The organism is Lentzea sp. CA-135723, assembly GCF_050936595.1.
Lineage (GTDB): Bacteria > Actinomycetota > Actinomycetes > Mycobacteriales > Pseudonocardiaceae > Lentzea.
Genome location: NZ_JBNJMK010000001.1, coordinates 4,142,294 through 4,159,278, shown reverse-complemented (window position 1 = coordinate 4,159,278; position 16,985 = coordinate 4,142,294). Strand labels below are relative to the sequence as shown.

The following is a 16,985-nucleotide window of genomic DNA, read 5'->3' as shown; positions in this document are numbered from 1 at the left end:
TTGCCAAAACCGGGCTGTCGACCGCACTCTCGGACCATGACTTACGACGTGGTGATCATTGGTGGGGGAGCGGCCGGACTGAGCGCCGCCCTGATGCTGACCAGGGCACGCCGCAGCGTGCTCGTGGTCGACGGTGCCGAGCCGCGCAACGCGCCGGCCGCGCACATGCACAACTATCTCTCTCGTGACGGCCTCTCGCCGTTGGAGCTCCTCAAGCACGGACGGGCCGAGGTCGAGGGCTACGGCGGCGAGATCGTCACGGACGACGTCCTGGGCGTCACGAAGGCCGGCGACGAGTTCGCGGTCGACCTCTCCGAACGCACCGTGCGCGCCCGCCGCCTGCTCTTCGCGACCGGCCTGGTCGACGAGGTGCCCGACAACCTGCGCGAACGCTGGGGCCGCGACGTCTTCGGCTGCCCCTACTGCCACGGCTGGGAGGTCCGCGACCAGAAGCTCGCGGTGTTCGGCGAGGAGATGAAGGTCGCGCTGGTCCGGCAGTGGTCCGACGACGTCACGCACGTGCCGTCCGTCGACGCGATCGAGGTCGAGGACGACCGGCTCGTCGCCGTGATCTCGGACGGTGTGCGCGTGCCCGCCGATGCGCTCGTGTACTCCGCACCGGTCAAACCGCGCGACGAGCTCCTGCTCGCGTTGGGAGCAGAAACTGAGGAAACGATGGCGGGCCAGTTCGTGCGCACGGACGCAAAGGGCCGCACGAGCGTGCCGGGCGTCTACGCAGCAGGCAACGTCACGGACCCCACGGCCATCGTGATCGTCGCCGCCGCCCAGGGCGCCCAGGCCGCCGGCATGATCAACATGGACCTGCTGGGCCTCATGCCAGCGGCAGGCTGATCCGGAACGTCGAGCCCTCGCCGAGCCTGCTCGTCACCGACACCGCACCGCCGTGCGCCTCCACGAGGTGCCGCGTGATCGCGAGCCCCAGCCCGCTGCCGCCCGTGCGCCGGCTGCGCGACTTGTCCGCCCGCCAGAACCGGTCGAACACGTGCGGCACGTCCTCGGGCGCGATCCCGGTGCCGGTGTCCACGACCTCCAGGATCGCCCGGTCCTGCCACTGGAACAGCTTCACGACCACCTCGCCGCCCGGCGGTGTGTAGCGCACGGCGTTCGCGACGAGGTTGCCGAGCGCCTGCCGCAGCCGCACCGGGTCCGCGCTGAGGTGCACCGGCGTGGTCTCGGAGCGGAGCAGGATCTCGCGGTTCTGCTGCGCGTTGACGACCTGGTCCACCACGTCGTCCAGCGCGATCGGCTCGGGATGCAGCCGGAGCGTGCCCGCGTCGGCCTGCGCCAGGTCGTGCAGGTCGTCCACGAGCCGTTGCAGCAGCAGCGACTCCTCCAGCAGCATGTCGATCAGGTGCGGGTCGGGTTCGGCCAGCCCGTCCTGCGTCGCCTCCAGCCAGCCGGTGATGTTGCCCAGCGGCGTGCGCAGCTCGTGCGCCACGTCGCTGACCATCGCCTGGCGCTGCCGTTCGGTCTCGGCGAGCTTCTCCGACATGGCGTTGAACGACTTCGCCAGCTCGCCGATCTCGCCCGCGCCCCCGTCGACCCGTGCCGTGCGGTCGCCTTCCGCCGTGCGTTTCGTGGCGGCGGTGAGCGCGCGGATCGGCCGCACGAGCTGCGTCGCCGTGACCCAGGACGCGAACCCGGCGAGCGCGAGGATTCCCAGCGCCACCAGGATGATCCGGTTGGTGCCCGTCGTCGACAGGTCGATCGCCTGCGGCTGGCCGCCGGTCGGCTCGGTGATGAACAGGTGCGCGTACTCGGCCACGAACGGCCGCAGCTGCTCCCGGCGCGCGCTCTCCATGCACTCGACCACGGGCGGGTCCGAGTACCTGACGGTCAGGACCTCCCAGTCGAGCGGGACCGGGCGGCCGTTCAGCGGCTTCACGGCGTACAGCCCGGGCAGGCGTGCCATGCACCCGTTGAACAGGTTGTAGAGGTCCTCGTACGCGACGCTCTCGGTGTGCGTCACCGTGTAGAGCTCCTCGCCCGACGGGCATTCCGGCCACGCCGACTCGGTGCCCGGCGGCATGGTCGAGACCCGGAGCCTCCGGTTGGGCGACTCCACGATCTCGAACTTGCCCTGCGTGCAGTTGAGGAGGCGGTCGGCCACCGTCCGCATCTTCGCGAACTCCTCGTCGGTGAGCCGGAACGGGCCGACCGCGCGTGGATCGATCTTGCTCGTCGCCCCCGGCTTGAGCACCGAGTCGACGTTGAGCGCGTCGATGGACACCTTGGGCGTGATGGGCAACGGGGGTGAGCCCGCCGTGCCGGTGTCGAGCAGCGTCTTGCCGCCGCGGTCGGTCAGCGCGAGCCGGCGGCCGTACTCGCGCGCCAGACCGTCCACTTCGGACTTCGCTTCGGCCCACGTCCGGTGCCTGGCCGCGATGCCGAGCAGCCGGTCGTAGATCTCCGCGTCGCCGCGCAGCGCGTCGCCCTGCTCCTGCCGGATCGCGCCGGTCGTCGCCTGCGACGCGAGCCACGCCGTGACCGCGATCGAGCAGGCCGCGATCACCAGGGAGAACAGGAAGAACCGGACGAGGAGGCTTTTCATACGAGCTTGTACCCAATGCCGTAGACGGTGAGCAGTCGTTCCGGCCTGCGCGAGTCCTGCTCGATCTTGCGCCGCAGCTTCATCATGTGGACGTCGACCGTGCGCGCGGTGATGAAGCCGTCCTCCAGCAGCTGTTCGCGCGTGAACACGCGTTGCGGTTGCGCGGCCATCTTGGCCAGCAGGCGGAACTCGGCGGGCGTGAGGCTCACCAGTTCGTCCTTGATGCGCACCTCGTGCCGAATGGGGTCCACGGTGAGGTCGCCGACCTTCAGCACCGTGGCGCTCGTCTCACGCGCACGGCCCGTGCGACGCAGAATCGTGCGTACGCGCGCGACCATCTGCCGTGGACGGAACGGCTTGGTGATGTAGTCGTCCGCGCCGAGGTCGAACCCGAGCAGCACGTCGTCCTCAGTGGACCGCGCGGTGAGCAGCACGATCGGCACGTCCGACTCCGCGCGGACGGCGCGCATCACGTCGATGCCGTCGACCAGCGGCATCATCACGTCCAGCACCAGCAGGTCCGGGTTGCGGCGCCGCGTCTCGTCGATCGCCGCCCGTCCGTCGTGCACGACCACCACGGAGTGCCCGTCGTGCTCCAGGTACCGGCGGACGAGTTCAGCCTGATGAACGTTGTCCTCGGCGACGAGAATGTGGGCACACACAGTTCGAAGTATGCAGTCCTTCACGACAGTCAAGTGAGACGTAAACAGGTTCTTCATCAGTTCCGGCGAGCGTGGGTGCCATGAAGGTGCACCTGGCTCTGGCGGCTCTCGGACTGACGGCGCTGCTGCTGACGACGGTCCAGTTCGCGGGCGAGTCCTCGCCCGCCGCCGCTCCGACCACCACCACCGCGGTGACCACGCCGTCGTCCGAGCCGCCTGCCTCGGCCCCGGCCGCGCCGCCGCCCCCGCCGAGGGTGTACGCGTCGAGCTCCGACCTGCCGGACGGCCCCGAGTTCCCGGCCGCCGGCGCCGGCGCGTTCCACGTGGTCCCCGGTGCCGGTGACGTCGTGGGCACGGGTCCGGTGCGCACCTACGCCGTCGAGATCGAGGACGGCATCACCGTCGACGAACAGGCCTTTTCGACGTTCGTCGATCGCACCTTGCAGGACCCACGGGGCTGGACGGCCCGTGGCGCGCTCTCCGTGCGTCGCGTCACTGGCGCCGCGTCTGTGCGTGTGCGTCTCACGTCACAAGCGACCGCGCGGAACGTGTGTGGGTTCGAAATCCCGGTCGACGTCTCGTGCCGTGACGGCAACTTCGTGTACTTGAGCGCGGCTCGCTGGATTCGCGGTGCCGTGGCGTTCCTGCCGGACCTCAACGAGTACCGGACGTACATGGTCAACCACGAGGTGGGGCACGCGTTCGGTCAGGGCCACCGGCCGTGCGACGTGAACGGCGGCCTTGCACCGGTGATGATGCAGCAGACGTTCAGCGTGTCGAACGACGAGATCGTGCGCATCACCAACGGCGTGCCTCAGGGCGCGTTCATCCCGCAAAACGGGAAGGTGTGCAAGGCGAACGGGTGGCCGTATCCGTGACCTTCGTGGCCACGACCGTGGTCGTCGTCTCACCCTCGGCCGCGAACACCGGCTCGACCCGCTCGAAGACCTTCCTGAGCTCGGCGACCACGTCGGCGCCGGTGAACCCGGCGACCAGGCGGTAGGCCGTGCGCAGCATCCGCGTGACCCGCGTTCTCCCGGTCAGCCGCACGTCGAACACGAACAGCCGCCCGCCCGGCTTGAGCGCGGCCGCGGCGTTCGCGACGGCCGCCGGCACGTCCGGCATGGCGCTGAACGCCCCGAGCGCCACCGCCGCGTCGAACTGCCCGGCGCCGTGATCGGTTGTGCAGGCGTTCGCGTGCCGCACTTCGACGTTGGGCCACTTCTCGGTGCGTTTCCCGGCGATGGCCACCATGCGCGTGCTGAAGTCCATCGCGACCACACGTCCTTGTGGCCCAACGGCTTCGACGAGCGCCGGAACCAGCGCGCCGGTGCCGCACCCGATGTCGAGCACCGCGTCCCCCGGCCTGAGCGCGAGCGTCTTCACCGCGAGCCGGTTGAGCGGCCCGGTGAACCGGTCGAGCACGCGGTAGTAGGTCAGCGCCGCGAAGTCCCACAGTTGCATGACGTCCCCCTTCACGTTTTTGCAATGCGAACGCATCGTAAAACAGCGCGCCGGTACGATGCAATACGATCGCATTGGAGTTGGTGCATGCCGAAGCAGGTGAACCACGACGAACGCCGGCGCCAGATCGGCGACGCCGTGTGCCGGTTGATCGCGAACCGGGGCCTCGACGCCGTGAGCCTGCGGCACGTGGCGGCGGAGGCGGAGGTGTCCATGGGGCGCGTCCAGCACTACTTCGCCAGCAAGGACGAGCTGCTGATGTTCGCGTTCGAGCTCATCAGCGACCGCGTCGCGGGCAGGCTCGGCGCGGTTCGTTCCGACGACCCGGCGGCACACCTGAGGGCGATCCTGCTGGAGCTGCTGCCGTTGAGTGCCGAAGCCCGGGCCGAAGCGCCGGTGCTCGCCGCGTTCCTCGCGCACGCCGTGGTCGAACCGAGGCTGGGGGAGCCGTTGCGGTCGGGCAGCGGCGAGATGGTGGCGTGGCTGGCGGGCATGATCACCGCGGCGGGCGGGTCGGCCGACGCCGAACAGGATGCGATGGCGTTGCTGGCGTTCGTCGACGGCCTGATGCTTCAGGTGCTGATCGGTCAGGTGTCCGCGGAGGTCGCGGTAGACCTCGTGGACCACCAACTCTCTCGTGTACTCACTTGTGGTTGATGCCCGTCTTCCTAACCTGACGTTCATGGATGTCGACACGAGGCTGCTGAGGTACTTCGCCGCCATCGCCGAGGAGGGCAACCTCACGCGCGCAGCGCACCGGCTCTTCGTGTCGCAACCGTCGCTGACAAAGCAGCTCAAGCACCTGGAATCACAGCTCGGCGTGCGGCTGTTCACGCGCTCCAGCACCGGGATGAAGCTGACCGAGGCGGGGCACGTGCTGGCCTCGCGGGTGCCGCCGGTGCTCGCCGGCTGGGACGCGGCCGTGAGCGAGACCCGCAGTGCGGCCCGCGTGCTGCGGGTGGGTTTCCTGAGCAGCGCGGCGAACGACGCGACGCAGGACATCGTGGCGGCGTTCGGGCGGACCCGTCCCGGCTGGCGGGTGGACCTGCGGCAGGCGCCGTGGTCGGATCCGACGGCGGGGCTCGCGGCGGCGGAGGTGCCGGTCGCGTTGCTGCGCCTGCCGTTCCCCGGCGAGGAGACGTTCGGGGTGCGGTCGTTGTTCAGCGAATCACGTTGTGTGGCACTGCCTTCGAGCCATCGGCTGGCCGGGCGCGACTCGGTGCCGTTCCGCGAGATCCGGGACGAGCCGGTGATCGTCGCGCCGGCGTTGAAGGGCGCGTGGCGCGAGCACTGGCTGGCTCTGTCCGAAAGGGACGGACGGGAGGTGCGCATCGGGGCCGTGGTGGAACGTCCGGACGAGTTCCTGGGCGCGATCGCCGGCGGTTACGGCATCGCGCTCGTGCCGTCGTCCGCGTCGCAGTTCCACGCACGGCCCGATGTCGTCTACGTGCCGGTGACGGGCGTGAGTCCGAGCGAGGTGGCCGTCGCGTGGCTGCCGGACGCCGGTGAGGCCGCGGCCGACTTCGTGCGCTGCTGCCTGGAGGTCACGCGCTCGCGGCGCACCGCGTGCGGCACTCGCTGGGGCTGAAGCCGTGCACCCGCTTGAACGCGGCGCTGAACCCGAAGGCGTCCGCGTACCCGACCTTGCGCGCGACCGCCGCCACCGTCGCGGACGACTCGGCGAGCAGGTCGGCCGCCACCGCCATCCGCCACTCCGTCAGATAGGTGAGCGGCGGCGCCCCGACCAGCTTCGTGAACCGCCCGGCGAGGGTCGTGCGCGCCACCCCGGCCTCCTTGGCCAGCAACGCGAGCGTCCACGCCTTTTCAGGCCGTGAATGCATCGCCTGGAGCACCGGCCCGACGACAGGATCCGCCCGTGCGGCCAGCCAGCCGTCACCGTGCGCGTTGTCGAACCACTCCCTGAGCGCGCACACCATGAACCAGTCGAGCAACCGATCCATGACAACCGTCGGCGCGTTGGTGTCCACCGCTCCGTAGAACTCCGCACAGCCGTCAGTGCCTGGCGCCACCAACGCGTCCGGCAACACCGATGTGAGCCGTTTCGCCACGGCACCCTTGATGGAGTACGAGCCGCTCACCACCGATGCATGTCCCCGTGCCGCAACGGACTCCTGCACCACGAGGATGTCGCCGGCTTTGGCGGTCTTGCCCTGGACGTCCAACTCGCCGGCCGCCAGCGCGTACAACGTGAGCCCGGGCAGCACCCGCGTCCCGTCGATGTCGCTCCGGCACACCCCGGCACCCTCCGCGCGCACCCCGCGCAACAGCTCGTCGAACGGCTCCATACCCCTCACCATACGGCCCGAACGATCGAACATCGTCGATGAACGCTCGCCCATGTCACCGCGCGGCCCTGGCGGCTTGGCTGGGTGCATGACTGAAGAGATCCTCGTCCTGGGCGCCACCGGCAAGACGGGCCGCCGCGTGGTGCAAGCCCTCGAAGCCGCCAACGCCGTGGTGCGCAAGGCTTCCCGCGCAACCGGCTTCGACTGGACCGACGCCACGACCTGGAAGCCGTTCCTCGACGGCGCGACCGCCGCCTACGTGATCGCCCCGGAGGACCCGGCCGCCGCGGCCCCGTTCGTGGACCTGGCGAAGACCTCCGGCCTCTCCCGCCTGGTCCTGCTCTCCGGCCGAGGCCTAGACCAGACCCCGCCGGACGTCTTCCAGGGCATGCACGCCGCCGAGAAGGCCGTCCGCTCGAGCGATCTGCCCTGGACCATCCTGCGAGCCAACAACTTCAACCAGAACTTCTCCGAGCAGATCTGGCAACCCGAGATCGAGGCCGGCCGCCTCTCCCTCCCGGTGGACGACACCCCGGAACCGTTCGTGGACGTCCACGACATCGCCGAGGTGGCCGCCCTGACCCTCACCACCGACCACGCGGGCAGGACCTACGACCTGACCGGCCCGGAAGGCGTCACCTTCGAGTCGGCGGTCGCCACCATCGCCACCGCCACCGGCCGCCGGATCGACCTGGTGAAGCTCACCCCGGCCGCCTACCGCGAAGCCCTGCTGGCCCAAGGCCTCCCCGAGGAGGTAGCCACCGAGCTGAACGGCATGTTCGAGGCCATGCGCAACGGCCACCTGGCCACCCCGACCGACGACATCGCCGGCCTGCTCGGCCGCCCGGCGAAGTCCTTCGACGCCTACGTCTCCGAAACCTGGCGCTGACGAGGCAACAACAGGTGCACGGCAAACCCGGAAGCCGTCGCCAGCACCGCCTGGTGGACGACCGACAGCTGGTACCGCCCGCCAACGAGGTACGCGGCCTCCAGCCCGGTTGTCCACCACCCGGCGAGCTCACCGAGCCCGAGCACGTGCCACCCGAAGAACCCGGCACACCACCCGGCCACCACCCAGGCAGCCTGCCCACCCCGCCGCGCGAAGAGGAACGTGGACACCGCGGCCACGGCGTTGAAGGCGAGCCCGATACCGGTCAGCGTCGCGTCGGCACCCCACAGCAGGCTCGCCGCCGTCTGCGCCACGAGCACCCCGACGACCAGCCAGATGCCCAATCGCGTCTTGTCCACACCCCCGGATTATTCCGGGTGGCCCGAAACGTCCGATCAGAGGCCGGGCAGGCCGGGAAAGACACCGGGAATCAGTGTCAGCTGAGAAAGCGTCACTCCTCGTGGTGGCGGCCCGTCTGCTCGATCATGCGGGACGCGCGGGCCTGCCTTGGGGGATTGCCAAGTTGACCTTGTCATCGGTGTCGCACGTCGCGCTTTGGGGGAACACTCGGATGCGTGCCTCTTAACCGATTATGGCTACAGAAAGTAAGATCCTTGATCCGCTCGTGAGGGGCGGTTGTTGCCCGAGTGGGCAGTGGTGTCGCGCTATGCGGGAAATTTGCTTGCACTCTGTATGGAACCTGTAACGTTCGACCTGGCCTTCTGCGACCTAGCAACTGCGATGTGGCAAGATGAACAAGCACATTGGGAGGACGCATGAGCCAGAGGGACACCCCGGTCGTCCATCAGAGGCGGCTCCGAGGGGAATTGCGCAGGCTGCGTGAGGACAGCTCGTTCACCCAGAAGTACGTCGCCGAGCAGCTCGAGTGGTCCGTCTCCAAGATAATCAGGATCGAGAACGGCTCCTCGAATGTCGGTACCACCGATCTCAAAGCCCTGCTCGAGCTGTACGACGTCACTGATCCCGATCGGGTGAATGAATTACTGGATGAAGCACGCGCCAGCCGCAAGAGCGTGTGGTGGACGCGCCACCGGCCGTACATCGATCCTCAGTTCTACTTCTTCATCGGAATAGAAGCCTCGGCGGAACGCATTCGGCAGTACCAGGCGCTGGCAATGCCCGGCCTGGTGCAGACGCGGAGGTACACGCAGGCGCTCGCTTCGGCCGTGGAAACGGATGAGACCGAAATTCAGCGTGGCGTGGACATCCGGATGAAGCGCCAGTTCATCGTGACCGCGGATGGTCCTGAGCTGCACTTCATCATCGACGAGGCGGTGCTGCGGAGGTTCGTCGACCAGCCCGAGGTCATGATCGAGCAGTGGGAGGCGATCCTCGAGAAGGCGGAGCTCCCGAACGTCACGGTGCAGGTGCTGCGACTCGGCCGGGACGTGAAGACGGCGCACCGGGGCCTTCGGGGATCTTTCTCCCTCCTCAAGCTCCCTGATGACGCCGCCGAGGTCCTCGTGCTCGAAGAGCCGCTGCGCGATGTCATGATCCGCGACGACCAGCAGGACATAAAGAAGTACGACGAGGCGTTCGGCGTGCTGGAAGACCTGGCACTCGACAAGAACGAGTCGATCGAGTTCATAAGATCTCTGATCGCTGAAGAGCGCGATGCTTCGATCGCAAAGGCGGTGTAAATGAATTTGGTCTGATCCGGCGTGTGCGGGCGCAGCCCGATCGGGGTAATCGGGTTGGTCTGAACGGTTAGCGGGGCGAACGGGCTCCGTGTCCAGTTCTGGTGTTTCCGTCCATCGATCGGCGGTGCTGGCCGATGGGGTCGCCGGGCTACCTTCGGAAGGGACGCGATGCTGTTCGGCGTCCGTTGTGAGGGGGCTGGGGTGAAGAGAGCAAGCCGAGCCTGTGTTGTTCAGGTGGACGGCGATGGCGGTACGTGGATCAAGAGTTCGGCGAGTGGTCCCAAAACCGGAAGCCAATCCTGCGTGGAATTCTCGACGAGGGCGAACGGCGCCGTACTGGTCAGAACGTCGCGGGATCGTGAGGGCGGGCGTTTGCGCTTCGGCGGACCGTCTTGGGCGTTGTTCCTCGCCGACGTCAAGAGTCTCTGAGCGGGTGAGCGACGGCTGATGCGGGTGCCAGAGCCGTCCGGCGAGGTCCACAACCAGGTCGATTCCTCATCGGTCGGATCGGTCGTGCAGGTAGGTGCCGTCCACGGCTCGATCACGATGATGCCGAGCGTGGAGCCGGTGCGGAGACAGGCTCGGCAGTTGCCGGCGCCGCCGCGGGTGCTCGTCGGCCGTGATCGGGAGCTGGGCCTGCTCACCGAGTCGTTCGAGCGGATGTCGGCGCGCGGAGACGTGCCGGTGATCGTGATCGAGGGCGCCGCGGGCATGGGCAAGTCCTCACTCGCCCTGAGATGGGCTCACGACCAGGCGCGGGACTTCGAAGGCCAGCTGTTCGCCGATCTGAGCGGAAGCGGTGGCACTCAGGCGCTGACCGCGTTGCACGGCTTCCTCAGTGCGCTGGGTGTGGAGCCGGCCGCGTTGCCGCAGGACCTGGGGACCGCCGCGGCGCTGTACCGCAGCGTTCTCGCACAGCGCGCGGTGCTCGTCGTGCTCGACGACGTGGCGAGCGTCGACGCGCTCCTCCCCTTCGTGCCCGGCACGGCCACCAGCGCCGTGCTGGCGACCAGCCGCACCCGCTTCACCGGGCCGGACGCGCGCGACTTCTCGGCTGTCCACCTCGGCGAGCTGGCTCGCGAGGAAGCCACCCGGCTCCTGCGGACCTACCTCGGCGACGACGCCGCGGACGAGGAGAGCATCGACGCGCTGGCGGGCAGGTGCGCCGGACTACCGCTCGCCCTGGCGATCGTGGCCGCGCGCGTCGCGGAGGAGCTCGACCTGCCGGGCCTGGTCGCCGAGTTCGAGGACGCGGACGACGAGCTCGAGGTGTTCGACTCAGCCGATGGCGCCAACAGGCTGCGCGCGGTGCTCACGTGGGCGTACGCCTCGCTGTCCGAGGAGGACGCGCGAGTGCTCCGGATGCTGGGGACGTCCGTCGTGGACGAGCTGACGGCGGCGTCGGTGGCGAGCGTCCTGGCAGTGCGCGGCGCGGCGGCCATCAGGTACCTGCGCCGGCTGACGTCGAAGAACCTCCTCGACCAGCGCGGCAGGTCGAGGTTCCACCTGCATCCGCTGGTCCGTGCCTACGCACGGCAGATGAGTGCCGAAACCGACGAACCGGGAGACGTTGTGAACGCCGCACGCAGACTCGTCGACTTCTACACCCACAGCGCCTGCGCGGCCGACCGCCTGCTCTACCCGAACCGCGCGGTCGTCACGCTCGCCGCGCCGGCGGCGGGCAGCGAGCCTGTGGCGTTCGAAGGCGAGGAGGACGCCGTCCACTGGTTCGGCGCGGAGTACCGCGAGCTGCGTTCGGTGCTGGACGAGGCGGTGCTCAGGAAGTGGCACGAACAGGCCTGGCACCTCGCGCGTGCGCTCGACACGTACCACTACCGCAGCGGCAGGCTCGCCGAGAACGTCGAGACGTCCCGCGTCGGCGTCATCGCGGCGAACGAGCTCGGGCAGGACTCCCTGACCGCCATCGCCCTGCGGCAGCTCGGCCGCGCTTACACAAGAGCTGACGCGTTCGACGAGGCGTCCCAGTGCCTGCTGCGCGCGCTGGCGTTGATCGAGCAGGACGGCGACGACAAGGAACTCGGGCACGTGCACCACGACCTGGGCAGGCTGGCCGCCCGCTCCGGCGATCACGAGGGTGCCCTGCACCACTCGGCCGCCGCGTTGGTCCACTACCGCGCCGCGCACAACGCGGTGGGCGAGTCGCACGCGCTGAACGCCGTCGGGCGAGCCCAGAGCGAGCTGGGCGACCACGAGGCCGCGATCCGTTCGTGCACCGAAGCACTTGCCCTGTGCGAGGAACTCGGCAACCGCAGCGGCCAGGTGGTCGCCACCGACAACCTGGCCGTCGTCCTCCAGCGCACCGGCGCTCTCGACGAGGCCATCACCCACTTCACCACCGCGCTGCGGCTCGCGGCGGAGCAGGAGAACCACTTCTTCGCCGCCGACGTCACCGAACGCCTGGGCCTGGCGCTCGCCGCCCGCGGCGACGCGGAGGCCGAGGACGTTCTCCGGCAGGCCCGCGACCTGTTCAACGCCCAGCACCGCCAGGCGGAGGCCCAGCGGTGCGAGGAGGCACTGCGCCGCTAACGCCTGCCACGGGTCTCGTTGATCGCGCGCTTCCAGTAGCGGTCGCCGATCCGGCCCCACAGGCCCGTGAACACGGACCAGGTCCGGCCGCGCCGCGCGACCCGCAACCGGAGCTCCGGGTCGGGGCACTGTCGTTCCAGCGCTTGGATGTCGTAGGCGGAGAACCGGTGCTGCTTGCGCTCGTGGACGAACGAGAGCCAGTCGCACTCGGCCACCATGCGCGGGAGGTCCAGCTTCTCGAACACCTCGCGTGCTACGGCGATCTCGTCCTGCGCGTCCGTCGCGGCCTCCATCACGGCGCGTCGGGCGAGCAGCAGGTGCCCCCTTCCGACGAGTTCGGTGAAGGCCGTCGCGTGCCTGGCCCTGGACTTGAGGTCCCGCAGAGTGTCGTCGAGCAGTACGAAGGCGAGATCGCCCCGACCCGAGTAGATCGCGACCTCGGCTTCCAGGAGCTTCGCCTCGTAGTACGTGTGACGCCGGCTGCCGCGGAACCCCTTGGCCGCCTCGGTGCTGAGCCATGCCGCGCCGTCCAGTGCGCGCTGGTCGCCCTCGAACCTGAACTGCGCCAGGCGAACCTCTGCCAGGGCGATCATGGCCAGATACGTGTCGTCGGACTCGGAATCGCGAAAGCGGTCCATCGCCCAGTCCGCGTACCTGGCGGCCTGACTGAGGTTCTTGAGCCGCGCGTCACGCGTCGCGAACTCGGCGTCCCGGCGGACGATGATCCTGGCGAGACACCGCTTCGCCTGCGCGACCAGGTTGTGGTCCTTCGCGTCCGAGGCGAGCGCGAGCGCCTGTTCCACAGTGGACTGTGCTTCTGCCAGCTCGTGATCGCAGCACTGCAGGAACGCCCGACCGAAGATGAGGTAGGTCGCCTTCTCGGCCGCGACGTTGTCGAGGTCGGCGTGCTCCACCGTGGGCAAGCAGAGCGCCGTGACCTGGCGGAGCAGCTCGAGATCCGCTGAGTGGTGAGCGATCAACACGATCTTCCTGAACGTGTGCACGAGGCCGGCGGAGTAGGACACGCCATCGGCGGTGGCCTGCTTGACCCACGAGGTGGCGTCCAGGTGCCCGAGCGCGGGGTTGGCGTGCTTAAGCGACTCGGCGAGGCTTTCCTTCGAGCGCAAGGGCTTCTCCGCCTTGTCCTCAGGTGGCTGTCGACGTTGCGCCACCCGTTCGGAGTGGTCGTACACGTTGTTCACTCGCTCGACGATGGTGTTGATGCCCACGCCGGTGACGTGGTCGAGGTGCGTGATCTCGAGGAGGCGCAGGAGTGCGGGGCTGTCCTTGACCGAAACGCCGGGAGGGAGCACGGGGATCACCGGGCATCCCGCGGCGAGGCCGTGGTCGTACATCCGCTGGATCAGCAGGCGGACCTCGAACTGCCCTCCCAGGTGCGTCTCCGACGGCTCCTCGGGATCGAGACCGAACAGCTCGACGAGGTCGGGCGTCACGACGACGATGACGGCCTCCGAGTTCTCGATCTTGTCCGCCATCCACAGCGCCAGACTCGCCTGGTTGGACGTCTTGAGGACGCGGTCGGTCGAGACCTTGAGGCCCTGTCTCCTGAGTTCGAGGTCGAGAAAGGGCACGACCACACGACTGAGGTCGTCCCGCACCCAGACGATGAAGACTTCGCGTTTGCGTTTGCGCGACACCGGGGTCCTCCGTGGGTGCCAGGTTCCAGACTGCCATCTTGCAATCGGACTCTGGCAATCTTAAGTCCGCTGATCGTAGCAAGCAGTTGGTCAACGGACGTGAGAGGTCAGCTACGGCATGGGTCTGTCTCAAGTCGTTTCTAGGCAAAGAAAAACCACCCCTGACGGCCATGTGGCCGTCGGAGGTGGTCGTGAGGCGCCCCTGGCAGGATTCGAACCTGCGACCTCGGGATTAGAAGTCCCTCGCTCTCTCCACTGAGCTACAGAGGCTGGAGGGGTGCGAGAGCGGCCACGAAGTGTGGTCGCCCGGTGCCCCCACCGGACACATCGTCCGGAGTCGATCGACCGTTTCCGCCCTACGTCCAAACGGGTGATGAAAACGGTCTAAACGTGACGCGGATCACTTGCGTGGGGCCGTTGAGGCTCTCTCCACGAGGGAAACGTCGAGTCTCGTCGGCCTTGGCGGTCTCGCGCCGGCCAGTAATTTCAGGGCCAGTTCGCCTGCTCTGCGGCCCTTGTCGGCCAGGGGTTGACGCACGGTAGTCAACGGCGGGTCGCTGTAGGCCGCTTCGGGGACGTCGTCGAAGCCGACGACCGAAAGGTCTCCTGGGACGGTCAACGTCAGGTCGCGCGCTGCTTGGAGGGCGCCGAAGGCCAGTTGGTCCGACGCGCACAGCAAGGCGCTCGGCCGTGGCGTGCGGGTGAGAAGCCACCGCGCGCCTAGACGTCCGAGCTCGCGATCACTGCCGCGCGCTTCCCACACCGGAACATTGTCCGGTTCCACCCCGGCTTTTTCCAAAGTGTCGAGGTAGCCGCCCAGTCGGTCGCGGCTGACGCGGAACGGCACGTCCGAACGGCGCTCGTGCGAGACCGGTCCGGATACTCCGTCCGGGCGCAGCGCGAACGTCAGGACGCCGAACCTGCGGTGGCCCAGGTCCAGGAGGTGCTTGGCGGCCGCCGAGCAGCCGGCGTGGTCCTGGACTTCTACTCGGGCGGCGTCGGGCAGTTCTGGTTGGTCGATCACGACCAGGGGGAGGCCGCGGGCTGTTACGACGTCCAGGGCCGGGGCCGAGTCCGGTAGTGAGTAGGCGACCATCACGTCTGCCTGTGCGCGCGACACGATCGATGGGCGCGGACCGCCCGTGGCGTCTCCTGGCATCAGCACGAGGCTGTGGTCGTGGCCGTCGACGGTCTGGGCCAGGCCGTCGAGCACGATCGACAGGGCCGGATCGGAGAACGCGCCGGACAGGCCCTGCGGCAGCATGAAGCCCACGGCCGCGGACGAGCGGGTGGCCAGGGAGCGGGCCACCGGGTCCGGGCCCGCGTAGCCGAGCGTGCGGGCCGTTTCGAGGATGCGTTCGCGCAACGACGACGACAGCTGGTCTGGCCGGTTGTACGCGTTCGACACCGTCGCCCTGGAGACCCCGACGGCGGCGGCGACGGTGTCCAGCGTCGGCCTGCGTCGGCGGTCGGAGTCCACAGGCGCATCGTAGGCGAGAGATAGGACCCAAATCTCTGGTGTTGCTGAAGCGCTTCAGTCATGCTGGGTGCATGTCCCCACGGCTGGCCGCGTTCGTCGCGTTCCTGTTGAACGGCGCTGTCTTCGGCACCTGGGCCGCGCGCGTACCCGCGCTCGCCGAGCAGATCGGCGCGGAGGTGGGCAGCCTCGGGCTGGCGTTGCTCGGGGCGAGCGCCGGGCTGGCGTTCACGGCACCGCTGGCGGCGCGGTACTGCGCTGTGCACGGCAGCCGTGGCGCGCTGATAGCGAGCAGCCTCCTCAGTCCGTTGCTTCTGCCCGTGCTTGCCTTGTCGCAGTCACCGCTGCAACTCGGGCTCACGCTCGTTGCGCTGGGAGCGAGCATCGCGGTGATGGACGTGTCGATGAACATCGCCGCGGTCGTCGTCGTGCGCGCGTTGGAACGTCCGTTGATGCCGCAGTTCCACGCCGGGTTCAGCGTTGGCGGGCTCATCGGGTCGTTGGGCAGCGCCGCCGCCGCGCAGGCGCACTGGACGCCCATGCGCCACTTCCTCGTGGCCGCGGTCGTAGGCGTGTTGGTGACCGCTCTCATCGCGAAGTACATCCCCGGAGGGGTGGGGGAGCGTCATCGGGAAGAAGTCACCGAACGCGCGAACGTGCTCAAGAGCCCGGTCCTCTGGTTGTTGGCGAGCGTCGCTCTGTGCAGCGCCATCGCGGAAGGGGCGGCGGCGGACTGGTCGGCGTTGTTCATGGTGCGTGAGCGCGGCATGGGGGACGCGGCGGGTGCCTACGCCTATGCGGTCTTCTCGGTCACGATGGCGCTCGCGCGGTGGTTCGGCGAACCGATCCAACGCCGCCTCGGCCCGCACGGCCTGCTCGCCGCAGGCGGTGGCCTTGCGGCGACGGGGCTGGCTCTCGCCGTCGCGGTGCCTTCGCCGGTGGCGGGCTACGCCGGGTTCGGGCTGGCCGGGCTGGGGCTCGCGTTCTCGTTCCCGGTGGTCATGGACCTCGCGAGCGAGACCGGCAAACGCGCGGACGGCAGCGGCGGCGAACGCGAGCTGGGCCTGGTGACGACCATCGCCTACACCGGGTTCCTGGCCGGGCCGCCGATCGTGGGCGGGCTGGCGCACGTGAGCTCGCTCGTGCTGTCGCTCGGGTTCGTGGCGGTCGTCACGGCGCTGATCATCCCGGCGACGTGGCTGGCCAGGAGGGCCGCTAGGCAGGCGGCATCCGTTTGAGGGCTTCGGCGCGGATCGGCTCCAGCGCCTTGGTCGCCTTGCTCTCGGTCGCGTCACCGCCCATGCCGATGGCGACCATCAACGACTCCTCACGCGTGACGGCGATGGTGGCCGTGCACACCATGTCCTTCGTCTTGTCGTTGTCCTGCCGGCCGCAGCTCAGCCACGTGGCGTGCTTGGACGTGTCGACCTCGCTGCCCTTGGGCTGGGCCTGCTTCGACTGGTCGAACGACCGGTACGGCACTGCCACCAGCACGTACGGGCCCTCTTTGAGGGTGTAGAGGCACGAGTTCGCGAGCTCGGTGCGCGGCACGGGGTTGAACTTGAGCGTGCCGAGCGGCTTGAGGTCCTTCTCCGTCACCAGGGCGCACGGGTCGACGCCGGCGGTCTTGCGCGGCGTCGCGATGGCGAGCGGCGGCAGCGGTGCCGCGACGGGTTCGCCCTGGACGGAGTACGCGCAGCCGGTCAGCGAGAGCAGCACGAGCAGGAGAGGGAGAGAACGTCTCACACG

The 16,985-nt window shown here is 68.9% G+C and carries 17 protein-coding genes and 1 tRNA gene; 9 read left to right on the top strand and 9 right to left on the bottom strand.

Features of this window, described 5'->3' with window-relative positions; all coding sequences use genetic code 11:
• The first annotated feature begins 36 nt into the window (after positions 1-36).
• Positions 37-852, top strand: a complete 816-nt coding sequence (locus tag ACQEU1_RS18470; RefSeq protein WP_433202843.1) for an NAD(P)/FAD-dependent oxidoreductase — start codon at positions 37-39, stop codon at positions 850-852.
• Here the strand turns inward: ACQEU1_RS18470 and ACQEU1_RS18465 are convergent.
• Both ACQEU1_RS18465 and ACQEU1_RS18460 read right to left on the bottom strand, forming a co-directional pair.
• Positions 833-2,572, bottom strand: coding sequence for a sensor histidine kinase (locus ACQEU1_RS18465; RefSeq protein WP_433202840.1), 1,740 nt, complete (start codon positions 2,570-2,572; stop codon positions 833-835). The genes ACQEU1_RS18470 and ACQEU1_RS18465 overlap by 20 nt on opposite strands.
• Entirely contained in the window at positions 2,569-3,234 is a 666-nt protein-coding gene (locus ACQEU1_RS18460; protein ID WP_285638532.1) for a response regulator transcription factor, read from the bottom strand. Before ACQEU1_RS18460 ends, ACQEU1_RS18465 begins: the two co-directional genes overlap by 4 nt.
• 80 nt (positions 3,235-3,314) lie before the next feature.
• On the opposite strand from ACQEU1_RS18460, the gene ACQEU1_RS18455 reads away from it, so the two are divergent.
• Positions 3,315-4,112 carry a DUF3152 domain-containing protein gene (locus ACQEU1_RS18455; RefSeq protein ID WP_433202837.1) on the top strand — a complete coding sequence of 266 codons (798 nt, stop codon included), beginning with the start codon at positions 3,315-3,317 and terminating at the stop codon, positions 4,110-4,112.
• Here ACQEU1_RS18455 and ACQEU1_RS18450 read toward each other — a convergent pair.
• Positions 4,060-4,698 (bottom strand): class I SAM-dependent methyltransferase, encoded by a 639-nt coding sequence (locus ACQEU1_RS18450; protein ID WP_433202834.1) that lies wholly within the window; start codon positions 4,696-4,698, stop codon positions 4,060-4,062. The genes ACQEU1_RS18455 and ACQEU1_RS18450 overlap by 53 nt on opposite strands.
• 87 nt (positions 4,699-4,785) lie before the next feature.
• Between ACQEU1_RS18450 and ACQEU1_RS18445 the strand changes: the two genes are divergently transcribed.
• On the top strand, positions 4,786-5,355 hold the full coding sequence (locus tag ACQEU1_RS18445; protein WP_433202831.1) for a TetR/AcrR family transcriptional regulator: 570 nt from the start codon (positions 4,786-4,788) through the stop codon (positions 5,353-5,355).
• A 25-nt stretch (positions 5,356-5,380) separates the two neighbouring features.
• On the top strand, positions 5,381-6,286 hold the full coding sequence (locus ACQEU1_RS18440) for a LysR family transcriptional regulator (RefSeq protein WP_433202828.1): 906 nt from the start codon (positions 5,381-5,383) through the stop codon (positions 6,284-6,286).
• Here ACQEU1_RS18440 and ACQEU1_RS18435 read toward each other — a convergent pair.
• Positions 6,243-7,004: an AraC family transcriptional regulator gene (locus ACQEU1_RS18435; RefSeq protein WP_433202825.1), complete on the bottom strand. Its 762-nt coding sequence runs from the start codon at positions 7,002-7,004 to the stop codon at positions 6,243-6,245. The genes ACQEU1_RS18440 and ACQEU1_RS18435 overlap by 44 nt on opposite strands.
• Positions 7,005-7,092: 88 nt before the next feature.
• Between ACQEU1_RS18435 and ACQEU1_RS18430 the strand changes: the two genes are divergently transcribed.
• Positions 7,093-7,893 carry an NAD(P)H-binding protein gene (locus tag ACQEU1_RS18430; protein WP_433202822.1) on the top strand — a complete coding sequence of 267 codons (801 nt, stop codon included), beginning with the start codon at positions 7,093-7,095 and terminating at the stop codon, positions 7,891-7,893.
• Here ACQEU1_RS18430 and ACQEU1_RS18425 read toward each other — a convergent pair.
• Positions 7,869-8,252: a hypothetical protein gene (locus ACQEU1_RS18425; RefSeq protein ID WP_433202819.1), complete on the bottom strand. Its 384-nt coding sequence runs from the start codon at positions 8,250-8,252 to the stop codon at positions 7,869-7,871. The genes ACQEU1_RS18430 and ACQEU1_RS18425 overlap by 25 nt on opposite strands.
• A gap of 417 nt (positions 8,253-8,669) precedes the next feature.
• On the opposite strand from ACQEU1_RS18425, the gene ACQEU1_RS18420 reads away from it, so the two are divergent.
• The 3 genes from ACQEU1_RS18420 to ACQEU1_RS18410 all read left to right on the top strand — a co-directional run bounded on the left by ACQEU1_RS18420 (position 8,670) and on the right by ACQEU1_RS18410 (position 12,101).
• A complete protein-coding gene (locus tag ACQEU1_RS18420; RefSeq protein ID WP_433202816.1) occupies positions 8,670-9,554 on the top strand; it encodes a helix-turn-helix domain-containing protein in 885 nt (294 codons plus the stop codon).
• 168 nt (positions 9,555-9,722) lie between these two features.
• The gene (locus ACQEU1_RS18415) at positions 9,723-9,983 is read left to right on the top strand and encodes a DUF397 domain-containing protein (protein WP_433202813.1); all 261 of its coding nucleotides are present in this window, start codon (positions 9,723-9,725) and stop codon (positions 9,981-9,983) included.
• Positions 9,984-10,001: 18 nt separating this feature from the next.
• On the top strand, positions 10,002-12,101 hold the full coding sequence (locus ACQEU1_RS18410) for a tetratricopeptide repeat protein (RefSeq protein WP_433202810.1): 2,100 nt from the start codon (positions 10,002-10,004) through the stop codon (positions 12,099-12,101).
• Here the strand turns inward: ACQEU1_RS18410 and ACQEU1_RS18405 are convergent.
• The 3 genes from ACQEU1_RS18405 to ACQEU1_RS18395 form a co-directional block, all read right to left on the bottom strand.
• Entirely contained in the window at positions 12,098-13,759 is a 1,662-nt protein-coding gene (locus tag ACQEU1_RS18405) for a hypothetical protein (protein WP_433202807.1), read from the bottom strand. The genes ACQEU1_RS18410 and ACQEU1_RS18405 overlap by 4 nt on opposite strands.
• A gap of 197 nt (positions 13,760-13,956) precedes the next feature.
• Positions 13,957-14,029 (bottom strand) — tRNA-Arg (locus ACQEU1_RS18400).
• 130 nt (positions 14,030-14,159) lie between these two features.
• A complete protein-coding gene (locus tag ACQEU1_RS18395; protein WP_433202805.1) occupies positions 14,160-15,239 on the bottom strand; it encodes a LacI family DNA-binding transcriptional regulator in 1,080 nt (359 codons plus the stop codon).
• 71 nt (positions 15,240-15,310) lie between these two features.
• Between ACQEU1_RS18395 and ACQEU1_RS18390 the strand changes: the two genes are divergently transcribed.
• Positions 15,311-16,474 carry an MFS transporter gene (locus ACQEU1_RS18390; RefSeq protein ID WP_433202803.1) on the top strand — a complete coding sequence of 388 codons (1,164 nt, stop codon included), beginning with the start codon at positions 15,311-15,313 and terminating at the stop codon, positions 16,472-16,474.
• Here ACQEU1_RS18390 and ACQEU1_RS18385 read toward each other — a convergent pair.
• The gene (locus ACQEU1_RS18385; protein ID WP_433202800.1) at positions 16,452-16,982 is read right to left on the bottom strand and encodes a hypothetical protein; all 531 of its coding nucleotides are present in this window, start codon (positions 16,980-16,982) and stop codon (positions 16,452-16,454) included. The genes ACQEU1_RS18390 and ACQEU1_RS18385 overlap by 23 nt on opposite strands.
• Positions 16,983-16,985 lie beyond the last annotated feature (3 nt).